General features: G+C 72.2%; 17 protein-coding genes. 6 read left to right on the top strand and 11 right to left on the bottom strand.

Annotated features, from left to right (window positions below; all coding sequences use genetic code 11):
* Positions 1-46 precede the first annotated feature (46 nt).
* The 4 genes from ASC54_RS09245 to ASC54_RS09230 are packed head-to-tail and all read right to left on the bottom strand — an operon-like array spanning position 47 to position 3,644.
* Positions 47-1,534, bottom strand: a complete 1,488-nt coding sequence (locus ASC54_RS09245; protein WP_055898559.1) for an amidohydrolase — start codon at positions 1,532-1,534, stop codon at positions 47-49.
* On the bottom strand, positions 1,515-2,150 hold the full coding sequence (locus ASC54_RS09240) for an FMN-binding negative transcriptional regulator (RefSeq protein WP_055898556.1): 636 nt from the start codon (positions 2,148-2,150) through the stop codon (positions 1,515-1,517). The genes ASC54_RS09245 and ASC54_RS09240 overlap by 20 nt, the downstream gene beginning before the upstream one ends.
* Before the next feature lie 7 nt (positions 2,151-2,157).
* Positions 2,158-3,156: an Fpg/Nei family DNA glycosylase gene (locus ASC54_RS09235; RefSeq protein WP_055860224.1), complete on the bottom strand. Its 999-nt coding sequence runs from the start codon at positions 3,154-3,156 to the stop codon at positions 2,158-2,160.
* Between the two features lie 2 nt (positions 3,157-3,158).
* A complete protein-coding gene (locus ASC54_RS09230; RefSeq protein ID WP_055898553.1) occupies positions 3,159-3,644 on the bottom strand; it encodes a ribose-5-phosphate isomerase in 486 nt (161 codons plus the stop codon).
* 104 nt (positions 3,645-3,748) lie between these two features.
* Here ASC54_RS09230 and ASC54_RS09225 point away from each other — a divergent pair, with 104 nt between their 5' ends.
* On the top strand, positions 3,749-4,525 hold the full coding sequence (locus ASC54_RS09225; RefSeq protein WP_055898550.1) for an SDR family NAD(P)-dependent oxidoreductase: 777 nt from the start codon (positions 3,749-3,751) through the stop codon (positions 4,523-4,525).
* Positions 4,526-4,576: 51 nt separating this feature from the next.
* On the opposite strand, the gene ASC54_RS09220 is transcribed toward ASC54_RS09225, so the two are convergent.
* Together ASC54_RS09220 and ASC54_RS09215 are read right to left on the bottom strand one after the other, a co-directional pair.
* Positions 4,577-4,924, bottom strand: coding sequence for a cupin domain-containing protein (locus ASC54_RS09220; RefSeq protein WP_235451439.1), 348 nt, complete (start codon positions 4,922-4,924; stop codon positions 4,577-4,579).
* On the bottom strand, positions 4,921-6,342 hold the full coding sequence (locus ASC54_RS09215; RefSeq protein WP_055898547.1) for an FAD-binding oxidoreductase: 1,422 nt from the start codon (positions 6,340-6,342) through the stop codon (positions 4,921-4,923). The genes ASC54_RS09220 and ASC54_RS09215 overlap by 4 nt, the downstream gene beginning before the upstream one ends.
* A gap of 68 nt (positions 6,343-6,410) precedes the next feature.
* On the opposite strand from ASC54_RS09215, the gene ASC54_RS09210 reads away from it, so the two are divergent.
* From ASC54_RS09210 to ASC54_RS09195, 4 genes are all read left to right on the top strand, one after another.
* Positions 6,411-8,309: an alpha-amylase family protein gene (locus ASC54_RS09210; RefSeq protein WP_055898544.1), complete on the top strand. Its 1,899-nt coding sequence runs from the start codon at positions 6,411-6,413 to the stop codon at positions 8,307-8,309.
* A gap of 58 nt (positions 8,310-8,367) precedes the next feature.
* Complete coding sequence (pepN, locus tag ASC54_RS09205; RefSeq protein ID WP_055898541.1) at positions 8,368-10,911, top strand: aminopeptidase N; 2,544 nt, start codon at positions 8,368-8,370, stop codon at positions 10,909-10,911.
* A 115-nt stretch (positions 10,912-11,026) separates the two neighbouring features.
* Complete coding sequence (locus tag ASC54_RS09200) at positions 11,027-12,046, top strand: mechanosensitive ion channel family protein (RefSeq protein ID WP_055860210.1); 1,020 nt, start codon at positions 11,027-11,029, stop codon at positions 12,044-12,046.
* Positions 12,046-12,459 (top strand): globin, encoded by a 414-nt coding sequence (locus ASC54_RS09195; protein WP_082515016.1) that lies wholly within the window; start codon positions 12,046-12,048, stop codon positions 12,457-12,459. Before ASC54_RS09200 ends, ASC54_RS09195 begins: the two co-directional genes overlap by 1 nt.
* A gap of 2 nt (positions 12,460-12,461) precedes the next feature.
* Here the strand turns inward: ASC54_RS09195 and ASC54_RS09190 are convergent, their stop codons facing one another.
* The 5 genes from ASC54_RS09190 to ASC54_RS09170 are packed head-to-tail and all read right to left on the bottom strand — an operon-like array spanning position 12,462 to position 18,751.
* Positions 12,462-13,319, bottom strand: a complete 858-nt coding sequence (locus ASC54_RS09190; RefSeq protein WP_055899369.1) for a CoA ester lyase — start codon at positions 13,317-13,319, stop codon at positions 12,462-12,464.
* Positions 13,316-13,825: a MaoC family dehydratase gene (locus tag ASC54_RS09185; protein WP_055898538.1), complete on the bottom strand. Its 510-nt coding sequence runs from the start codon at positions 13,823-13,825 to the stop codon at positions 13,316-13,318. Before ASC54_RS09185 ends, ASC54_RS09190 begins: the two co-directional genes overlap by 4 nt.
* Entirely contained in the window at positions 13,822-14,970 is a 1,149-nt protein-coding gene (locus ASC54_RS09180) for an acyl-CoA dehydrogenase family protein (protein WP_055898535.1), read from the bottom strand. The genes ASC54_RS09185 and ASC54_RS09180 overlap by 4 nt, the downstream gene beginning before the upstream one ends.
* Positions 14,967-17,165: a biotin carboxylase N-terminal domain-containing protein gene (locus ASC54_RS09175; protein ID WP_055898532.1), complete on the bottom strand. Its 2,199-nt coding sequence runs from the start codon at positions 17,163-17,165 to the stop codon at positions 14,967-14,969. Before ASC54_RS09175 ends, ASC54_RS09180 begins: the two co-directional genes overlap by 4 nt.
* 5 nt (positions 17,166-17,170) lie before the next feature.
* Positions 17,171-18,751 (bottom strand): carboxyl transferase domain-containing protein, encoded by a 1,581-nt coding sequence (locus ASC54_RS09170; protein WP_055860202.1) that lies wholly within the window; start codon positions 18,749-18,751, stop codon positions 17,171-17,173.
* A 125-nt stretch (positions 18,752-18,876) separates the two neighbouring features.
* On the opposite strand from ASC54_RS09170, the gene ASC54_RS09165 reads away from it, so the two are divergent.
* Positions 18,877-19,479: a TetR/AcrR family transcriptional regulator gene (locus ASC54_RS09165; RefSeq protein ID WP_055860199.1), complete on the top strand. Its 603-nt coding sequence runs from the start codon at positions 18,877-18,879 to the stop codon at positions 19,477-19,479.
* The last annotated feature ends 47 nt before the right edge of the window (positions 19,480-19,526 follow it).

The raw sequence follows: 19,526 nt of genomic DNA, 5'->3' as shown, positions 1-19,526 counted from the left end.
CGCGCGCGACGGCCGCGGCCCCCACGGGGTCGCGGCCGTCGTGCGTCTAGGAGCGCGCGAGCTGCGGCAGCGCGGCGTGGGTCACGCGGCCGCCGAGGAGCGTGAGGGCGACGGGCATCGTGCGCAGGGCATCCCCCGATGCCGACAGCGGATCGGTGTCGACGGCGATCAGATCCGCGCGCGCGCCCACCGCGACGAGCGAGCGGGTCGACGCCGCGAGCGCCTCCGCAGGCGTGATCGCCTGCTCGCCGTGGAACGGCTCGCGGCCGTCGCGCGACCGCGTCGTCGCCGCGGCGATCGCGATCCACGGGTCGAGCGGCGCGACGGGGGCGTCGGAGCCCAGCACGATCGTCGCGCCCGCGTCGAGCAGCGACCGCAGGGCGAACGAGCGGCGCGTTCGGCCGGGCCAGAAGCGCTCGGCGACGTCGCGGTCGTCCATCGCGTGCTCGGGCTGGACGCTCGCGATCACGCCGAGGGCGGCGAAGCGAGCGAGGTCCGAGTCGTGCAGCAGCTGGGCGTGCTCGATCCGGCCGCCGCGCCCGAGCTTCTGGAAGACATCGAGAGCGACCTTGTTGGCGCCGTCGCCGATCGCGTGGACGGCGAGCTCGAACCCCGCCTCCGAGGCGCGGGCGAGCAGGGGGTGCAGGTCGCACGGCGGGACGGTGAGGAGCCCGTAGGGGTGCTCGGCCTCCTCCGGGTAGGGGTCGCAGCAGTAGGCGGTGCGGGTGTTGAGCGAGCCGTCGGTGATGACCTTGAGCGGGCCGACCGACACCGTCTCGCTCACGACCGCACCCGAGCGCAGGCCCGCCTCGATCGCGCGATCGAGATGCTGCGGGTAGACGCCGAACTCGACGCGCAGCGAGTCGAAGCCTGCGGCGGTGCGACGGCGCCAGTCGTCGACGCTCCAGCGCATCTCGAGATCCACGACGCCGACGACGCCGCGCGCCGCGGCCTCGCGCGCCGCCTCAGCGACCCACTCGTCGAGCACGTCGTCGGGCGCCGCGTCGAGCTGGCGGGTGACGGCGAACGCGGCCTCCTCGCGGAGCAGCCCCGACGTGCGCGCGCCCTCGAGCTCGGCGGCCGGCAGCCCGGCGCCGAAGCGGTCGAGGGCGGCCGAGTTCAGCCAGGCGCAGTGCACGTCGGCGCTCACGAGGACGACAGGATGATCCGGAGCCGCGGTGTCGAGCAGTGCGGCGCTGGGGGCGTCGGGCCACAGGCCGTCGCGGAAGCCTCCGCCGACGATCGTGTCGCCGGGCGCGGCGTGGGAACGGGCATCCGCCACCCGATCGGCGACCTCGCGCGCGCTCGACGCGCCTGACAGATCGAGCCGGCGGCGGTGCTGCGCCCACTGGGTGAGGTGCACGTGCTCGTCCCACAGGCCCGGCAGCAGGAAGCGGCCCTCGAGGTCGATGACGCCCTCGCCAGCGGCGATCGTGCCGGCGGGGTGGATGCCCGTGATGACGCCGTCGCTGATCGTCACGTCGATCGGCGCGTGGCCTCCGAGCGGGCGAGCGTCACGGATGGCGCGGATCATGGAGTCTCCTCATCTCTCGGGCGAGGCCCGTGCTGGCGTACGGGCCGTCGCCCTCGAGCTCGCCCACGATGCGGTCGACGACCTCGGGGGTCTTGTTCTGGCTGAGCTTCGCGCGCGCGTCGAAGCGGGTCACGCGCAGGCGGATGCCCACCGTGCCCTTCGCGATGCGCGCGCTCTTCTCGAGGTCGAGGTGGAGGCCGCGCGGGGCGTCGACGTGCTGCTCGAAGTGGTCGGTCAGGTGCGTGAGCACGCGCAGGTTCTCGACGTCGCTCAGGATCTCCGGCGTGCCGTAGAGGTGGGCGGTGACGTGGTTCCAGGTCGGCACGAAGTCGCCCTCGGAGTACCAGGAGGAGGAGATGTAGCCGTGCGGGCCCTGCACGATGACGAGCACCTCGCGGCTGCCGAGCTCGTGCAGCTGCTCGTCGGGGCGGCCGACGTGGCTGACGAGCACGATGTCGTCGCCGGTCGAGGCCTCCTCGTCGAGGAGGAACGGGTAGTGCGAGGCGACGAGACCGCGGTCGGGCACGTGCGACACGATCGTCGCCCACGGGTTCCCGCGCACGAGTCGACGGACCTCGTCGGGGTCGGTCATGAGGAAGTTCGGGCTGTGGCGCATGACGACCTCAGACCTGGCAGCTCGGGCAGTAGTAGAGCTTCCGGCCGGCGGCGATCTCCATGACGATGTGCGTGCCGCACACGCGGCACGGCAGGCCCTCGCGCTTGTAGACCCAGTGCCGGTCGGCGCGGTTGCGCAGGGCGAGGCGACGGGCCTCCTCATCGAGGCCGTCCATCGTGAGCATCTGGCCGGTGTCGACGCCGACGCCGAGCAGGTAGCGCCAGTCGCGCCAGAGCCCCCGGATGACGTCCTCCGGCAGGTTCGCGCCGAGCGCGTGCGGGTCGAGGCGCGCGCGGAACAGGATCTCGGCGCGGTAGACGTTGCCGATGCCGCTCACGACCGACTGGTCCATGAGCAGCAGCCCGATCGGCACGCGCCGGCGGCGGATGCGCGCGAGCATGCGCTCCTCCCCCGCGTCGGCGTCGTCGATGAGCGGGTCGGGGCCGAGCTTGTCGATGACCTGCTGCACGCCCGCGGCGTCGAGAACCTCGCACGCCGTCGGCCCGCGCAGGTCGGCGACGGCGCGCTCGGTGAGCAGACGCACGCGCACGGCGCCGATGGGCTCAGGCGGGAACCCCTCGAGCGCCGCGTCGTCGAGCGCGCTCTCGCTCTCCTGCTCGGCCATCCGCAGGCGGGTGCGGCGCGGGGCACCGATCGACGCGAGCGACTCCTCGTGGGCGCCGACGACGGTGGTCGGGGCGGCTGCGACATCGTCATCGGATGCTCCGCGCATCCCTGTCTGCCCCATGCGGCCGGCGGCCGACGCGACCGCGCCGCTGAAGTCCCACGCGCCGTAGATGCCGAGGTGGACGCGCAGCCACACGGCGTCGTCGAACTCGAGGAACATCTGCTTGCCCACGGCCTTCGCGTCGGTCATCACTCGTCCGTCGATGAGGGAGGCGCCCTCAGCGAAGCGCCCCTGGGGCGACGAGGCGCTGATGCGCTCGCCGACGAAGTGGCGCCCGAACTGGCGGGCGATGCGATGGACGGAGTGACCCTCGGGCACGGTCAGAGAATGCCGTGGCCGGCGATGGCGCCCGTCGACTCGTACTCGGCGAGCTGCGCGATGCGCCGCGCGTGGCGCTCATCGCCCGGGAACGGGGTGGAGATGAAGACGTCGATGAAGCGCAGGACCTCCTCGACCGAGTGCTGGCGCGCACCGATCGCGATGACGTTCGCGTCGTTGTGCTCGCGGGCGAGCGTCGCGGTCGCCTCCGACCAGACGAGGGCAGCGCGGATGCCGCGGACCTTGTTCGCGGCGATCTGCTCGCCGTTGCCGGAGCCGCCGAAGACGACGCCGAGGGCCTCGACGCCCTGCTCGAGGTCGCGCGCGACGGCGCGCGCGGCGTTGATGCAGAACGCCGGGTAGTCGTCGAGCGGGTCGTACTCGACGGGGCCGTGGTCGTGGACCTCGTGGCCGAGGCTCGCGACGTGCTCGCGCACCGTGCGGCTGAAGTCGAGACCGGCGTGATCGGTGGCCACGTGGATGCGCATGACCACGATTCTAGGGCCGTGGGAAGGGGGCCCAAGGTCCCTGGCCGCGGCTCTCGCCCGGTGGAAAGCTGAGGCTGCATCCGATCGACGAAGGAGTCGTCACCATGATCCGCACCTACCTCATCACGGGCTCGGCGAGCGGCATCGGCGCCGCGACCGCCGACCTCCTCGCCGCCCAGGGCCACCGCGTGATCGGCGTCGACGTGCACGACGCCGACATCGTCGCCGACCTCACGACGCACGAGGGCCGCGCCGCCCTCGTCGAGCACGCCCGCGACCTCAGCGGCGGCACGATCGACGTCGTGATCGCGAACGCGGGCCTCGCGACCGAGTCGACGGCGACGGTCGCGGTCAACTACTTCGGCGCGCTCGCGACCCTCGACGGCCTCCGCCCGCTGCTCGCCGGGTCGTCCGCGCCGCGCGCGGTCGCGACCGCGTCGATGGCCTCCCTCTTCCCCGTCGACGACGAGCTCGTCGACGCGTGCCTCGCGCATGACGAGCCGGCGGCGCTGCACCGCGCGAAGGAGCTGATCGACGCCGGTCAGGGCGGGCTCATCTACGGCTCGACCAAGCGGGCGCTCGTTCGCTGGATCCGCCGCAATGCGGCGACGCCCGAATGGGCCGGGGCGGGCATCCCCCTCAACGGCATCGCGCCCGGGGTGATCGAGACGGCCATGACGGCGCAGTACACCGAGACGGAGGAGGCGCGGAAGGCCATCCTCGAGATGGTGCCCATGCCCCTCAACGGCATCGCCCAGGCCGCGAGCGTCGCGCACCTGCTCGCCTACCTCACGAGCGTGGAGAACACGCACCTGTGCGGTCAGGTCGTCTTCATCGACGGCGGCAGCGACGTCGTCATCCGCGGCGATTCGACCTGGTAGACGTCCGCGCCTCGGTGACGACGGGGCGCGGATGCCCGGCGCGAGCCGGGCTCAGGCGATGTAGATCTTCCGCAGGGTCTCGAGCACTTCCCACTCGGTCTCCTCGCCGTCCTCGAGCCGCCCGACCGAGCCGGGGACGAGCTCGGTCTCGGAGCCGTCCTCCCGGCGAAGGATCGCCCGGCCGCGCAGCACGATGAAGACCTCCTCGACCTCGACGTCGGTGACGATGCCGGGGGTGATCTCCCAGACGCCGACCTCCCAGTCGTCGACCTCGGTGAGGGCGACCGAGCCGACGTGCGGGTCGCCGTCGACGACCTGCGCGGGGTCGACGCGCTCGAGCTCGAGGTCGAGCTCGAGGGCCTGGAGGATCGTGGGCGCGTCGAGCGGCAGAGAGGTCACGAGTCGAACCCTAGACCCACCGCGTCGAGCGTGCGAAGGAAGAGATTGCGGCGCCCCTCGCTGTGGTCGGCGCGATCGAGCGCCCAGCGCACCGACTGCACGGCCGGGAAGGTCGCGGGCTCGGGCGGGAACGGCAGCGGGAGCTGGTTCACCATCGCGAGGCTCGTGCGCTCGGTCTCGAGCCCCGCCAGCTGGTCGAGCATGACGTTCGCGGCGAAGCGGGTCGCCGCGACGCCGAGTCCGGTGAAGCCCGCCGAGTAGGCGACGCGACCGTCGTGCGCGGTCGCGTGGAAGGCGCAGAACCGGCTCGAGGTGTCGATGACGCCGGCCCAGCGGTGCGTGAAGCGCACGCCCTCGAGCTGCGGGAAGGTCGTGAAGAAGTGGCTCGCGAGCTTCTCGAACGAGGCGCGGCGATCGTCGTACTCGGGCCGGATGCGCCCGCCGTAGTGGTAGATCGCGTCATAGCCGCCCCAGAGGATCCGGTTGTCGGCCGAGAGCCGGTAGTAGTGGAACTGGTTCGCGGAGTCGGCGACGCCCTGGCGGCCCTGCCACCCGATCGAGGCGAGCTGCGCGGTCGTGAGCGGCTCGGTCATGAGCACGTAGTCGTAGACGGGCACGGTGTGCAGGCGGAAGCGCTTGAGCAGCGACGGGAAGGCGTTGGTCGCGAGGGCGACCCGATCGGCGCGCACGACGCCGCCGGCCTTCGTGGACAGCTCGACGGCATCCGATTCGGCTCGCAACGCGGTCACGGGGCTGGATTCGAAGACCTCTACGCCCGCCTCGAGGCAGGCCCGCAGCAGCTCGCGAGCGAGCTTCCCGGGGTGCGCGAGCGCGGTGTCGCGCGTCGACAGCAGGCCGCCCTGGTACGTGGGCGAGGCGATCGCGCGCTGCATCGCCACGGCGTCGTGGAAGAGCTCGGAGTGCCCGTCGTGCGCCTCGGCGAGCTCGCGCACCTGGTACGGCTCGGTCGCGACGGCGAACGAGCCGACGCGCTCGAAGTCGCAGCTCCAGCCGCGGTCGCGCACGGTCGCCTCGATGTCGTCGAGGTTCTGCATTCCGAGGCGGTCGAGCGTCGCGAGCTCGTCGGGGAAGCGCTGCTCGCCGTTCTTCGCCCCGTGGGTGAGCGTCGCCTCGACGAAGCCGCCGTTGCGGCCCGACGCGGCCCAGCCGACGCGCTTGCCCTCGAGCAGGATGACGCGCGCACCGGGGTCGCGCTCCTTGGCGAGCAGAGCCGTCCAGAGCCCCGCGTAGCCGCCGCCCACGACCGCGAGGTCGGCGCGCTCGCGCGTCGTCAGCGCCGGGTGCGGCGCGCGGGCGGGGAGGTCGTCGAGCCAGAACACCGAGAGCCGCGAGTCGGCGAGCGCCGCGCTGATCAGACGCTCGTCGGGTCGCTCGCGTTCGAATACCGTGGACGCCATGGGGCAAGGATGCCACGTCTTGTCCAGTTGGACAATCATGTCGTCCGAACGATGAGGGGGATGCCGCGATGGAGCGAGGACTGCAGGTCGCGCTGGCGGGCGCTCGCGACGCGAGCACGACCGATGAGGACTGGGCCCGACTGAGCGAGCGCGTCGACCGGGAGCTCCCCCGCCTCGCGAGCCTGTTCCGCGAGGTGTACGGCGAGAGCGAGCGCACCGACCGCGAGCTCGAGCTGCTCGTCGCGCAGCTCGCGACGAGCTGGCAGGCCCGCCCCGCCGAGCTGCGCGCGCTCGACGCCGCCCGCGAGGCCGACCCCGACTGGTTCACCTCGAACCGGATGCTCGGCGGCGTCATCTACGTCGACCGGTACGCGACCGACCTGCGCGGCGTGAGCGCGCGCATCCCCTACTTCCAGGAGCTCGGGCTGACGTACCTGCACCTCATGCCGCTCTTCCTCGCCCCGGAGGAGAACAGCGACGGCGGCTACGCCGTGTCGAGCTACCGCGAGGTGAGCCCCGCGCTCGGGGACATGGCGCAGCTCACGGCGCTCGCGGCCGAGCTGCGGGAGGCGGGCATCGCGCTCGTCGTCGACTTCATCTTCAACCACACCTCGAACGAGCACGACTGGGCGCAGCGGGCCCTCAACGGCGAGAAGGAGTTCGAGGACTACTACTGGGTCTTCGACGACCGCGAGATGCCCGACGCCTTCGAGCGCACCGTGCGCGAGATCTTCCCCGATGACCACCCCGGCTCGTTCGTGCCGATGCCCGACTCCCCCGACGGCTGGCGAACGGGCCGCTGGATCTGGGCGACCTTCCACACCTTCCAGTGGGATCTCAACTACTCGAACCCCGCCGTCTTCCGCGCCATGGCGGGCGAGATGCTCTTCCTCGCGAACCAGGGCGTCGACATCCTGCGCATGGACGCGGTCGCGTTCATCTGGAAGAAGCTGGGCACGCAGTGCGAGTCGCTTCCCGAGGCGCACCTGCTCATCCGGGCGTTCAACGCCGCGCTGCGCATCGCCGCCCCGGCCGTGCTGTTCAAGTCGGAGGCGATCGTGCACCCCGACGAGGTCATCCAGTACATCTCGCCCGAGGAGTGCCAGCTCAGCTACAACCCGCTGCAGATGGCGCTCATCTGGAACTCGCTCGCGACGCGCGACGGCCGCCTCCTGCAGCAGGCGCTCGAGCGGCGTCACGCGCTGCCCGCGGGCACGGCGTGGGTCAACTACGTGCGCAGCCACGACGACATCGGCTGGACCTTCGCCGACGAGGACGCCGCCGAGTTCGGGATCGACGGGTACGCCCACCGGCGGTTCCTCAACAACTTCTTCGTCGACCGGTTCCCGGGCTCGTTCGCGCGCGGCGTCCCCTTCCAGGACAACCCGAAGACGGGCGACTGCCGCATCTCGGGCACGACGGCGTCCCTGGCCGGGCTCGAAGCGGGCGATGCGGGGGCGATCGATCGCATCGTGCTCGCCCACAGCATCCCCCTCTCGACCGGCGGGGTGCCGCTGCTGTACCTCGGAGACGAGGTCGGCCAGCTCAACGACTACACCTATATCGCCGACCCCGCCCACCGGGACGACAGCCGCTGGGTCAACCGGCCGCCGTACCCCGCCGAGCGGTACGCGCAGCGCCACGATGCGACGACCGCGGCGGGGATGCTCTACGCGCGCCTCACGCGCCTGCTGGCCGTGCGCCGCGCGACCCCGGAGTTCTCCGGCGGCACCCTCGTCGCCTTCGACGCGAACAGCCCCCACGTCATCGGGTACCAGCGGCCGGGGCTCGGCACGCGCGTCCTGTGCCTCGCGAACGTCGCCGACGATCCGCAGACCGTGACGGCGCTCACCCTCTCGGGGCTGCCGACGACGGGCGAGGATCTCATCGCGGGCGGCACGATCGACCTGCGGCGCGACCTGGTGATCCCCGCGCACGGCATCGTGTGGATGCGCGTGGCCGAATAGGGTGGAGTCGCTCCGCCACGAGCGGAGCCTTCCCCTGTGTGCCGAAGGAGGCCCCGCTGTGCCCGGAGAGAATCTGACCCGCGCCGAAGCCCAGGAGCGCGCGTCGCTCGTCCAGACCGAGAGCTACGACATCGCGCTCGACCTGACCACGGGAGCCGAGGTGTTCCGGTCGACGTCGACCGTCGTCTTCACCGCGACCCCCGGCGCGAGCACGTTCATCGATGCGATCACCCGCACGGTGCACAGCGTCACGCTCAACGGCGCCGAGCTCGACGCGGCCGCCATCGCCGACGGCACGCGCATCCAGCTGGACGGCCTCGCCGAGCGCAACGAGCTCACGGTCGTCGCCGACCACGAGTACACCAACACCGGCGAGGGCCTGCACCGCTTCGTCGACCCCGTCGACGGCGAGGTGTACCTGTACTCGCAGTTCGAGGTGCCCGACAGCCGCCGCGTCTTCGCGGTCTTCGAGCAGCCCGACCTCAAGGCGACGTTCCGCTTCACGGTGACCGCGCCTCAGTCGTGGGTCGTCGTGTCGAACTCCCCCGTCGAGAGCCGCACCGAGAACGGCGAGGCCGCCACGACCGTCTTCACGACGACGAAGCGCATCTCGAGCTACATCACCGCGATCGTCGCGGGCCCGTACCAGAGCGTGCACTCCGAGCTGCAGAGCTCCGACGGCCGCACCATCCCGCTCGGGATCTTCGCGCGCGCCTCGCTCTTCGAGTACCTCGACGCCGACTACATCTTCGACATCACGCGCAAGGGCTTTACGTACTTCGAGTCGAAGTTCGGCGTCGCGTACCCGTTCGAGAAGTACGACCAGCTCTTCGTGCCCGAGTTCAACGCCGGCGCGATGGAGAACGCGGGCGCCGTGACCTTCACCGAGACCTACGTCTTCCGCTCGAAGGTCACTGACGCGATCAAGGAGCGCCGCGTCGTCACGATCCTGCACGAGCTCGCCCACATGTGGTTCGGCGACCTCGTGACGATGAAGTGGTGGAACGACCTGTGGCTCAACGAGTCGTTCGCCGAGTGGGCGTCGACGATCGCCACGGCAGAGGCCACCGAGTGGCACGAGGCGTGGACGACGTTCCAGGCGATGGAGAAGAGCTGGGCCTACCGACAGGACCAGCTGCCCTCGACCCACCCGGTCGTCGCGACGATCAACGACCTCGAGGACGTGCAGGTCAACTTCGACGGCATCACCTACGCCAAGGGCGGCAGCGTGCTCAAGCAGCTCGTCGCGTGGGTGGGGCAGGACGCCTTCTTCGCGGGCGTCTCCGCCTACTTCCGGAAGCACGCGTGGGGCAACACCGAGCTGCGCGACCTGCTCGTCGAGCTCGAGGCCGCGAGCGGCCGCGAGCTCACGACGTGGAGCGAGAAGTGGCTCGAGACCGCCGGCGTCAACACGCTGCGCCCCGAGCTCGCGGTCGACGACCGCGGCGTCATCACGTCGTTCGCCGTGCTGCAGTCGGCAGCGGCCGACTACCCGACGATCCGCCCGCACCGCATGGCGATCGGCTTCTACGACCTGGTGGATGGCGCGCTGACGCGCACGCACCGCCTCGAGCTCGACGTCGATGGCGAGCGCACCGACGTGCCCGAGCTCGTGGGCCGGAGCCGCCCCGCGCTCATCCTGCTCAACGACGACGACCTCGCGTACGCGAAGATCCGCCTCGACGAGGCCTCGCTCGCCGTCGCGATCGAGCACCTCGCGGCGATCGAGAGCCCGCTGGCTCGCGCGATCGTGTGGGGCGCCGTCTGGGATGCCACGCGCGACGCCGAAGCGGCCCCGCGCGACTACGTGCGCCTCGTGCTCAACAACATCGCGACCGAGACCGAGTCGACGACGATCCGCACGACGCTCACGCAGCTCACGACCGTCGCGCGCCTCTACGTCGACCCCCCGCGCCGCGACGCGACGATCGCCGAGGTCGCCGACGCGCTGTGGGCGCTCGCCCAGGGCGCCGATGCCGGCAGCGACGCGCAGTTCCAGTTCGTGAAGTTCTTCGCGAACATGGCGGCGACGCCCGCTCACGGCGAGATCCTCGCGGGCCTCCGCGACGGCTCGATCACGCTCGAGGGGCTCAGCGTCGACACCGACCTCGAGTGGGAGCTCCTGGAGGGCCTCGCCCTCGTCGGCGCGATCACGCCGGGCGACATCGACGCGGCCCTCGCGAAGGACAACACGTCCAACGGCCAGCAGGCGGCGGCGCGCGCGAACGCGGCGTTCCTCGACGCGGCGAGCAAGTCCGCCGTCATGGAGCACCTGCTCACCGACGACTCGGTGCCGAACGCGATCGTGCGCATGACGACGATGGGCTTCCAGCACGTCAACGACCCCTCGAGCCTCGAGGGTCTCGTCGGCCGCTACTTCGACGCCCTCACGGGCATCTGGACGAGCCGCAGCTACAAGATCGCCGAGTACCTCATCCTCGGCCTCTACCCGGCGCCGCTCGCATCGCTGCGCCTCGTCGACGCGACCCGCGCGTGGCTCGACGCGAACCCCGACCAGCCGGCCGCGCTGCGTCGGATGGTCTCGGAGAACCTCGCGGGCGTCGAGCGGGCGCTCGCCGCTCAGGAGCGCGACCGGGCGTAGTCGCCTCACCCCGGGCATCCTGCGACGGATGCCCGGCCGGAGCACCTCGAGGGCCTCGTCGATCGACGGGGCCCTCGGGCGTTCCCGGGCTGAGCCCGTGGCTAGGCTGGGGGCGATGGACTCCTTCGACTGGTCGACCCTCGGCGACGGCATCTACGCCTGGTACCTGGCGTGGCGCGTTCCGCTGCGCATCCTCGGCGTCATCGTCGGCGCGATCGTGCTGCGGGCCCTGCTGCGGGTGTCGATCCGGCGCGTGGTCGACCGCGTCGTCAACGGCGTCAAGAAGGCGCAGGCCGTCGAGCACACGGTCGAGCTGAGCGCCTCGCCGCTCATGGCGGTGCGCGTCGTGCAGCGCACCCGCACGATCGGCTCGGTGCTCAACAACCTCGTGACGTGGTCGATCGTGTCGATCGCGATCGTGCTCGTGCTGAGCGAGCTGCAGTTCTCGGTGACGGCGCTCATCGCCTCCGCGGGAATCCTCGGCGCCGCGCTCGGCTTCGGCGCGCAGAACGTCGTCAAGGACATGCTCAACGGGCTGTTCATGGTCTTCGAGGACCAGCTCGGCGTGGGCGACATCGTCGACCTCGTCACGACGCAGGGGCCCGTCTCGGGCGTCGTCGAGACGGTCGGCGTGCGCGTCACGCAGGTGCGCGACGTCAACGGCACGCTCTGGTACGTGCGCAACGGCGAGATCACGAACGTCGGCAACAAGTCGCAGGGCTGGGCGCGGGTCATCCTCGACATCCCCGCTCCGTACACGGCCGACATCGACTCCGTCGAGAAGACGATGCTCGACACGGCGCAGTCGATGGCCGACGATCCGAGCTGGAAGCGGAAGATCCTCGAGAAGCCCGAGGTGTGGGGCATCGAGTCGATCTCGGCCGAGGCGCTCGTCATCCGGCTCGTCGTGAAGGTGCGCTCCGGCGACCAGTTCGACATCGCGCGCGAGCTGCGCCGCCGCATGAAGGACGCCCTCGACGAGCTCGGCGTGGCGCTGCCCGCGCTCAACCGGCTCGTGCTCGACGGGCTCGACGCGAAGGCGCCGCGGAAGCCGGCCGGGAAGCCCCTGTCGCGGGGGGCGGCGGCGGACCCTACTGGGGCGGGCGGCGCGTCGCCGGGAAAGGCGGCCGACTGATGGCCGACCTCACGCTCGGGCCCACTGGCGGACCGACCGACCCGATGTTCGCGCAGGTCGGCGGCCACGCGACCTTCGACCGACTGGTCCGGAAGTTCTACGAGGGCATCGAGTCGGACCCGGTGCTGCGCCCGATGTACCCCGACGACGACATGGAAGGCGCGATCTGGCGCCTGACCGCATTCCTCGAGCAGTACTGGGGCGGCCCGACGACGTACAGCGAGCAGCGCGGGCACCCGCGGCTGCGCATGCGGCACATGCCCTTCACGGTCAACCCGGATGCCCGTGACCGCTGGCTCACGCACATGCGCGCCGCGCTCGACTCGCTCGCGCTGCCGCCGCTGCACGAGGAAGCGATCTGGGACCACATGGAGCGCGCGGCCTACGCGATGGTGAACACGTTCGAGGAGTAGGGCTACTCCCCTGCGCGCTGCAGCACCCGGCGCGCATGGCGCAGCACCGGCTCGTCGACCATGCGCCCCTCGTGCGCGAAGACCCCCGTCGCCCCCGCGGCCGACGCCGCCTCGAGAAGGCTGCGTGCCCATGCGACCTCTTCGGCCGAGGGCCGGTAGGCGGCCCTGATCGTCTCGACCTGACCGGGGTGGATGCACGCCGTCGCCACGAAGCCGTGCGCGACCGCGTCGCGGGCCTCCAGCTCGAGCCCCGCGAGGTCGGCGATGTCGAGGTGCACGGCGTCGATCGCCGCCTTCCCGTGGCCGCCCGCGGCGAGCAGCACGCGCGCACGTGCGTGCCGTGCGACATCGCGGTACCGACCGTCCGGGCCGCGGCTCGAGGTGCCGCCGAGCGACGCGACCAGATCCTCCGCGCCCCACATGAGCGCGACGACCGACGGCTCGGCCGCGAGCTTCTCCGCCGCGAGCACTCCTGCCGCGGTCTCGACGAGCGCGATGATCGTGCTGCCGGTCGAGCTCGGCAGGTCGGCGGCGAGGGCTGCCACGTCCGCGGCGCGCTCGGCCTTCGGCAGCATCAGGATGCGGTATCCGGTCGCCGAGACGGCCGCCACGTCGAGCGCGTGGTCGGCCGTGCCGCGCGCGTTGACTCGCACGATCGTGCGGGTCGGGTCGAGATCGGAGGCGCGCAGCGCCTCGCGCGCGCGCTCCTTGTCGGCCGGCGCCACGGCATCCTCGAGATCGATGATGACCGCGTCGGCGCGGTCGGCCGCCTTCGCGAAGCGCTCGGGGCGGTCGGCCGGCACGAACAGGATCGCGGGCCCGAGCACGAAGCCCGCCGCACCGCCAGCCGGCGAGGTCACGGCGCGTGCCCCTCGCACCACACGAGCGTCGAGCGGGTCGCGGTCGCGACGACGACGCCGTCCTGGTTGCGGCCCGTGTGGCGCAGCGTCACGATGCCCTGCCCGGGCCGCGAATCCGAGAGCCGCTTCGCCTCGACGAGCGTCTCGGAGTAGAGGGTGTCGCCGTGCCGCATCGGGTGCGGGAAGGCCACCTCGGTGAATCCGAGGTTGGCGACGATCGTGCCCTGCGTGAGCTGGGCGACGGATGCCCCGACGAGGGTCGAGAGCGTGAGCATCGAGTTGACCAGCCGCTCGCCGAAGAGCTGCCCGGCCGACCACGCCGCGTCGAGGTGCAGCGACTGCGTGTTCATCGTCAGCGTCGTGAAGAGAACGTTGTCGGCCTCGGTGAGCGTGCGCCCCGGGGCGTGGACGTAGGTCGCGCCGACCTCGAACTCCTCGAACCAGAGGCCGCGCTGCACGATGCGGCGGCCCTCGCCCTCGCCCTCGCCCGGCGCATCGGTGCTCATGAGAAACCCAGCTCGCGCGCGATGATCATGAGCTGCACCTCGGTCGTGCCCTCGCCGATCTCGATGACCTTCGAGTCGCGGTAGTGGCGGGCGACGCGGTACTCGTTCATGAATCCGTAGCCTCCGAAGATCTGGGTCGCGTCGCGGGCGTTGTCCATCGCCGCCTCGCTCGCCACCATCTTGGCGATGCTCGCCTGCTTCTTGAACGGCTTGCCCGCCACGAGCCGGAACGCCGCGTCGTACGTCGCGAGCCGCGCCTGGTGCACGCGGGCCTCCATGCGCGCGAGCGTGAAGGCGATGTGCTGGTTCGCGCCGATCGGGCGGCCGAAGACCTTCCGGCTCTTGGCGTAGGCGATCGACTCGTCGAGGCAGCCCTGCGCGGCGCCCGTGCCGAGCGCGGCGAACGCGACGCGCCCCTCGTCGAGCGTCTGGATGAAGTTCGCGAACCCCCGGCCCCGCTCCCCCAGGAGGTTCGCCTCCGGCACGCGCGCGCCCTGGAACGTCAGAGGGTGCGTGTCGGAGGCGTGCCAGCCGACCTTGTCGTAGGCGGGCTCGACCGTGAAGCCGGGCGTGCCCGTCGGCACGAGGATCGCGCTCAGCTCGGCCTTGCCGCTCTCGTCACGACCCGTCACCGCGGTGACCGTCACGAGCTCGGTGATGGGCGTGCCCGAGTTGGTGATGAACTGCTTCGACCCGTCGATGACCCACTCGCCGCCCTCGAGCCGGGCCGTGGTGCGGGTCGCGCCCGCGTCCGAGCCCGCCTCGGCCTCGGTGAGCCCGAAGCCCGCGAGCGCCTCGCCCGAGGTGAGGCGCGGCAGCCACTGCTGCTTCTGCTCCTCGGTGCCGCTGCGGAAGATCGGCATCGCCCCGAGCCCGACCCCGGCCTCGAGGGTCACGGCGATCGACTGGTCGACGCGCGCGAGCTCCTCGATCGCGAGGCACAGCTCGACGTAGGTGCCGCCCTGCCCGCCGTACTCCTCGGGGAACGGCAGCCCGAACAGCCCCATCTCGCCCATCTGCCGCACGACCTCCATCGGCAGCGTCTTCGTGCGGTCGGCCTCGTACGCGGCGGGGTCGACGACCTCGTTCGCGAACCCGCGGACCATGGCCTGCAGCTCGAGCTGGTCGTCGTCGAAGTCGATCATGCGGGGGCTCCTTCATGGGGGGCGGATGCGGTGGTCGCGTCGGGGTCGCCGGCCGCGGGGGTCTCGGGGGCAGCGGCGATCGCGGGCTCGGGCTCGGGCTCGATGCGGGCGAGGACCTGTCCCTGGCGCACCTGGGCCCCGACGGCGACGTCGAGCCGCAGGACGCCGGAGTGCGGGGCGAGCACGGCGTGCTCCATCTTCATCGCCTCGACGGTGACGATCGACCGGCCCGCCTCGACGCGGTCGCCGTCGGCGGCGCCGAGAGCGACGACCGCGCCCGGCATGGTCGCGCGCAGTTCAGGGCTCGCGGCGCCGGTCGCGGCGCCCGAGCCGCTGGCCCGGCGGCGGTCGGCGTGAGCGGCGGCGCGCGCGGCGCGGTCGAGCACGCGCAGCGCGAGCGCGGCGCCCGCCTCGGCGTCTGTCGGCTGGAGCCACACGCGGTCGCCCTCGCGGCCCACGGCGAAGGTCCGCGCGGCACGGTCGAGGTGCACGGTCACGCAGCCGTCGCGCTCGGCGAGGCGCGCCGGCCGGGGCTCTGCACCGCCGATCCGCACGGTCGCCTCGGTCGTCGAGCCGGTCACGAGCACGACCACGGGCTCCGCGTCGGGGCTCGCGGCGGCGTCGACGACCTCGTACCGGGCGGGCTGGTGCACGCCGAGGCGGAACCCCGACGGCGCGCGCCAGAGCGGGCTCGCGGCGCGCGCGGCGGTGGCGGCTCCGGCTGAGGCGCTCGGGGCGGCGAGCTCGAGGCGACGCGCGTGCTCGAGCAGGGCCGCGGCCGCGACGGCCGCGGCATCCGTCGCCGATGACGTGGGGTCGAGCGACGCCGCCGCAGGTACGATCCGCTCGATGAGCGAGGTCTCGAGCCGACCCTCGCGGACGGCGGGGTCGGCGAGCACCTGGCGCAGGTACGCGCGATTGGTGCGCAGGCCCAGCACGTGAGTACCGGCGAGCGCCGCGTCGAGCCGCGCGAGCGCCGTCGCACGGTCGGGCCCGTGCGCGATGACCTTCGCGAGCATGGGGTCGTAGTCGGCTCCGACGACGAGGCCCTCGACGAGCGCCGAGTCGACGCGGACTCCCTCGCCTCGGGCCTCGACGAGCCCGCGGACCGTGCCCGTCGACGGCAGGAACCCCGCGGCAGGGTCCTCCGCATACAGCCGAGCCTCGATCGCGTGCCCGTCGAGCGCGAGCGGCGGCAGGTCGAGGCGCTGCCCCGCGGCGATGCGCAGCTGCTGCTCCACGATGTCGACGCCCGTGACGAGCTCGGTGACGGGATGCTCGACCTGCAGGCGCGTGTTCATCTCCATGAAGAAGAACTCGTCGGGGCGCGCGTCACTGACCAGGAACTCGACCGTGCCGGCACCCGCGTAGTCGACGCTGCGGGCCACCTCGCACGCCGACTCGCCGATCGCGGCGCGCGTCGCCTCGTCGAGCAGGGGCGAAGGGGCCTCCTCGATGATCTTCTGGTGCCGGCGCTGCAGCGAGCACTCGCGCTCGCCCAGGTGCACGGTCGTGCCGTGGCTGTCGGCGAGCACCTGCACCTCGATGTGGCGCGGGGCTACGATGAACCGCTCGAGCAGGAGGGTGTCGTCACCGAAGGCCTTGAGCGCGACGCGGCGCGCACCCGCGAGCGCCTCGCGCAGAGCATCCGCCTCATGGACGACCGTCATGCCCTTGCCGCCGCCGCCCGCCGATGGCTTGATGATGAGCGGGAAGCCGACTCGGTCGGCCGCGGCGACGAGCTCGGCGTCGCTCATGCCCGCCTCACCGGCGCCGGGGATGGTCGGCACGCCGCGCTCGGCGACGTGCGCCTTCGCCCGGATCTTGTCGCCCATCACCTGGAGCGCGCGCGGGCTCGGCCCGACGAACACGATGCCGGCCTCGGCGCTCGCGGCCGCGAGCTCGGCGTTCTCGCTGAGGAACCCGTAGCCCGGGTGAATGGCCTCGGCACCGCCGCGGCGGGCGGCGTCGACGATGGCCTCGACGCTCAAGTAGCTCTCGGCGGCGGAGGCCGGGCCGATGCGCAGGGCGAGATCCGCGAGCGCGACGTGGCGGGCATCCGCATCGGCGTCGCTGAAGACCGCGATCGAGCGGATGCCCAGCTCGCGCAGCGTGCGGATGAGGCGGCACGCGATCTCGCCGCGATTCGCGACGAGCACCGAGGCGAAGGGGCGTGGCAGGTCGTGGCTGGTCATCGCGCTCACATCCGGAAGAGGCCGAAGGCCGGGTCGGGCAGCGGCGCGCGGCTGCAGACGTCGAGGGCGAGACCGAGCACCGTGCGGGTGTCGGCGGGGTCGATGATGCCGTCGTCCCACAGGCGGCCGGTCGAGAAGTACGGACTTCCCTCGACCTCGTACTGGGCGCGGATCGGGGCCTCGAAGGCCTCCTGCTCCTCGGTGCTCCACGCGTCGCCGAGCTGGTCGCGCCGCACGGTGCCGAGCACGGCGGCGGCCTGCGGCCCGCCCATGACCGAGATGCGGGCGTTGGGCCACATCCAGAGGAACCGCGGCGAGTAGGCCCGGCCGCACATCGAGTAGTTGCCAGCGCCGAACGAGCCGCCGATGACCACCGTGAGCTTCGGCACGCGCGTCGTCGCGACCGCCGTGACCATCTTCGCGCCGTGCTTGGCGATGCCTCCCGCCTCGGCGTCGCGACCCACCATGAAGCCCGAGATGTTCTGCAGGAACAGCAGCGGCACGCCGCGCTGGTCGCACAGCTCGATGAAGTGCGCCCCCTTCGCGGCCGACTCGCTGAACAGCACGCCGTTGTTGGCGACGATGCCGACCGGGTGGCCGTGAATGCGCGCGAAGCCCGTCACGAGCGTCTCGCCGTACTCGCGCTTGAACTCGTGCCAGCTGCCGCCGCCGTCGACGAGCCGCGCGATGACCTCGCGCACGTCGTACGGCGTCTGCACGTCGGGCGGGATCACGTCGTAGAGGCTGCCCTCGTCGACATCGGGCGGGATGCTCTCGCCGACCTCCCACGCGGGTGCCGCGGGCGGCGGCACGGTGGCGATGATGTCGCGCACGATCTCGAGCGCGTGCCGGTCGTCGTCGGCGAGGTGGTCGACGACGCCCGAGACGCGGGCGTGCGTGTCGCCGCCGCCGAGCTCCTCCGCACTCACGACCTCGCCGATCGCGGCCTTCACAAGGGGCGGCCCGCCGAGGAAGATCGTGCCCTGGTTGCGCACGATGACGGTCTCGTCGCTCATCGCGGGCACGTACGCGCCGCCGGCCGTGCACGACCCCATGACGGAGGCGATCTGCGGGATGCCCGCCGCGGACATCCGCGCCTGGTTGTAGAAGATGCGACCGAAGTGGTCGCGGTCGGGGAAGACCTCGGCCTGCAGCGGCAGGAACGCGCCGCCCGAATCGACGAGGTACACGCACGGCAGGCGGTTCTCGAGCGCGACCTCCTGCGCCCGCAGGTGCTTCTTCACGGTCATCGGGAAGTACGTGCCGCCCTTGACGGTCGCGTCGTTGCTGATGACGAGCACGTGGCGGCCGTGCACGAGCCCGATGCCCGCGATGACGCCCGCGGCGGGCGCCTCGTCGTCGTAGAGCCCGGTCGCCGCGAGCGGGGCGAGCTCGAGGAAGGGGCTGCCGTCGTCGAGCAGCGCGTCGATGCGCTCGCGCGGCAGGAGCTTGCCCCGGGCGACGTGCCGCTCGCGGCTGCGCTCGGGGCCGCCGAGGGCTGCGGTGGCGAGGCGCTGCTTCAGGTCGTCGACGAGGGCGCGCATCGCGGCGGCGTTCGTGCTGCTGGTCGCGGTACCGGTCGTCATCGACCGCTCCCCTCTCGTCGGCGGCTCGTGGCCCCGGTGCGGTGCGGATGCGAGCGTCGCTTCGGTTAGTCGACGCTCACCGATTCAGGTTAGTCACGGCTAACCGGAATGTCTAGACTGGCGGCATGTCCTCCGCGACGGATGTCCCCGCCGACGCCGCGACCGCGCGCGACCGGGCGAAGGCGGAGCGGCGGGCGGCCCTGCTGCGCGCGGCTGCGCAGCTCTTCGCCGAGCGCGGGTTCCCCCGCGTGTCGCTCGACGACCTCGGCGCCGCCGTCGGAGTGAGCGGACCCGCGGTCTACAAGCACTTCGCAAGCAAGCAGGCCGTGCTCGCGGCGATCCTCGTCGACGCGAGCGAGGGCCTGCTCGCGGGCGGGCGGGCGGTCGTCACCGACGCCGCGTCGGACGCCGGCGCCCTCGCCGACCTCGTCGCCTTCCACGTCGACTTCGCCCTCGCCAACGCCGACGTCATCCGCGTGCAGGATCACGACCTCGACTCGCTCGCCGACGACGACCGCCACACCGTGCGGGCGCTGCAGCGCGAGTACGTCGAGCTGTGGGTCGACGTGCTCGCGCGGCTGCGACCGACGGATGCGCGGCCCGCGCTGCGCACCCGCGCGCACGCGTGCTTCGGGCTCATCAACTCGACGCCGCACAGCTCGCGCGTCGGGGCGCGGGCCGCGCGGAGCATCCTCGAGTCGATGGCGCTGGCGGCGCTCACGGCGTAGCCGCGCGTTGGGGTAGCGGCACGCCCGGCCGTCGACTCCCTCACGTT

Origin of the sequence: Yonghaparkia sp. Root332 (assembly GCF_001425665.1) — a bacterium.
GTDB lineage: Bacteria > Actinomycetota > Actinomycetes > Actinomycetales > Microbacteriaceae > Microcella.
Note: the sequence above shows the minus strand (reverse complement) of the source record. Positions and strands in the feature narration are given on the sequence as shown.

Excerpts from the sequence above, each read along its gene's own strand:
- ASC54_RS09225 (WP_055898550.1), top strand. The coding sequence starts at position 3,749 with ATGATCCGCACCTACCTCATCACGGGCTCGGCGAGCGGCATCGGCGCC.
- ASC54_RS09170 (WP_055860202.1), bottom strand. The coding sequence starts at position 18,751 with ATGACGACCGGTACCGCGACCAGCAGCACGAACGCCGCCGCGATGCGC.
- ASC54_RS09230 (WP_055898553.1), bottom strand. The coding sequence starts at position 3,644 with ATGCGCATCCACGTGGCCACCGATCACGCCGGTCTCGACTTCAGCCGC.
- ASC54_RS09215 (WP_055898547.1), bottom strand. The coding sequence starts at position 6,342 with ATGGCGTCCACGGTATTCGAACGCGAGCGACCCGACGAGCGTCTGATC.
- ASC54_RS09240 (WP_055898556.1), bottom strand. The coding sequence starts at position 2,150 with ATGCGCCACAGCCCGAACTTCCTCATGACCGACCCCGACGAGGTCCGT.
- ASC54_RS09210 (WP_055898544.1), top strand. The coding sequence starts at position 6,411 with ATGGAGCGAGGACTGCAGGTCGCGCTGGCGGGCGCTCGCGACGCGAGC.
- ASC54_RS09175 (WP_055898532.1), bottom strand. The coding sequence starts at position 17,165 with ATGACCAGCCACGACCTGCCACGCCCCTTCGCCTCGGTGCTCGTCGCG.
- ASC54_RS09195 (WP_082515016.1), top strand. The coding sequence starts at position 12,046 with ATGGCCGACCTCACGCTCGGGCCCACTGGCGGACCGACCGACCCGATG.
- ASC54_RS09200 (WP_055860210.1), top strand. The coding sequence starts at position 11,027 with ATGGACTCCTTCGACTGGTCGACCCTCGGCGACGGCATCTACGCCTGG.
- ASC54_RS09245 (WP_055898559.1), bottom strand. The coding sequence starts at position 1,534 with ATGATCCGCGCCATCCGTGACGCTCGCCCGCTCGGAGGCCACGCGCCG.
- ASC54_RS09180 (WP_055898535.1), bottom strand. The coding sequence starts at position 14,970 with ATGATCGACTTCGACGACGACCAGCTCGAGCTGCAGGCCATGGTCCGC.
- ASC54_RS09185 (WP_055898538.1), bottom strand. The coding sequence starts at position 13,825 with ATGAGCACCGATGCGCCGGGCGAGGGCGAGGGCGAGGGCCGCCGCATC.
- ASC54_RS09165 (WP_055860199.1), top strand. The coding sequence starts at position 18,877 with ATGTCCTCCGCGACGGATGTCCCCGCCGACGCCGCGACCGCGCGCGAC.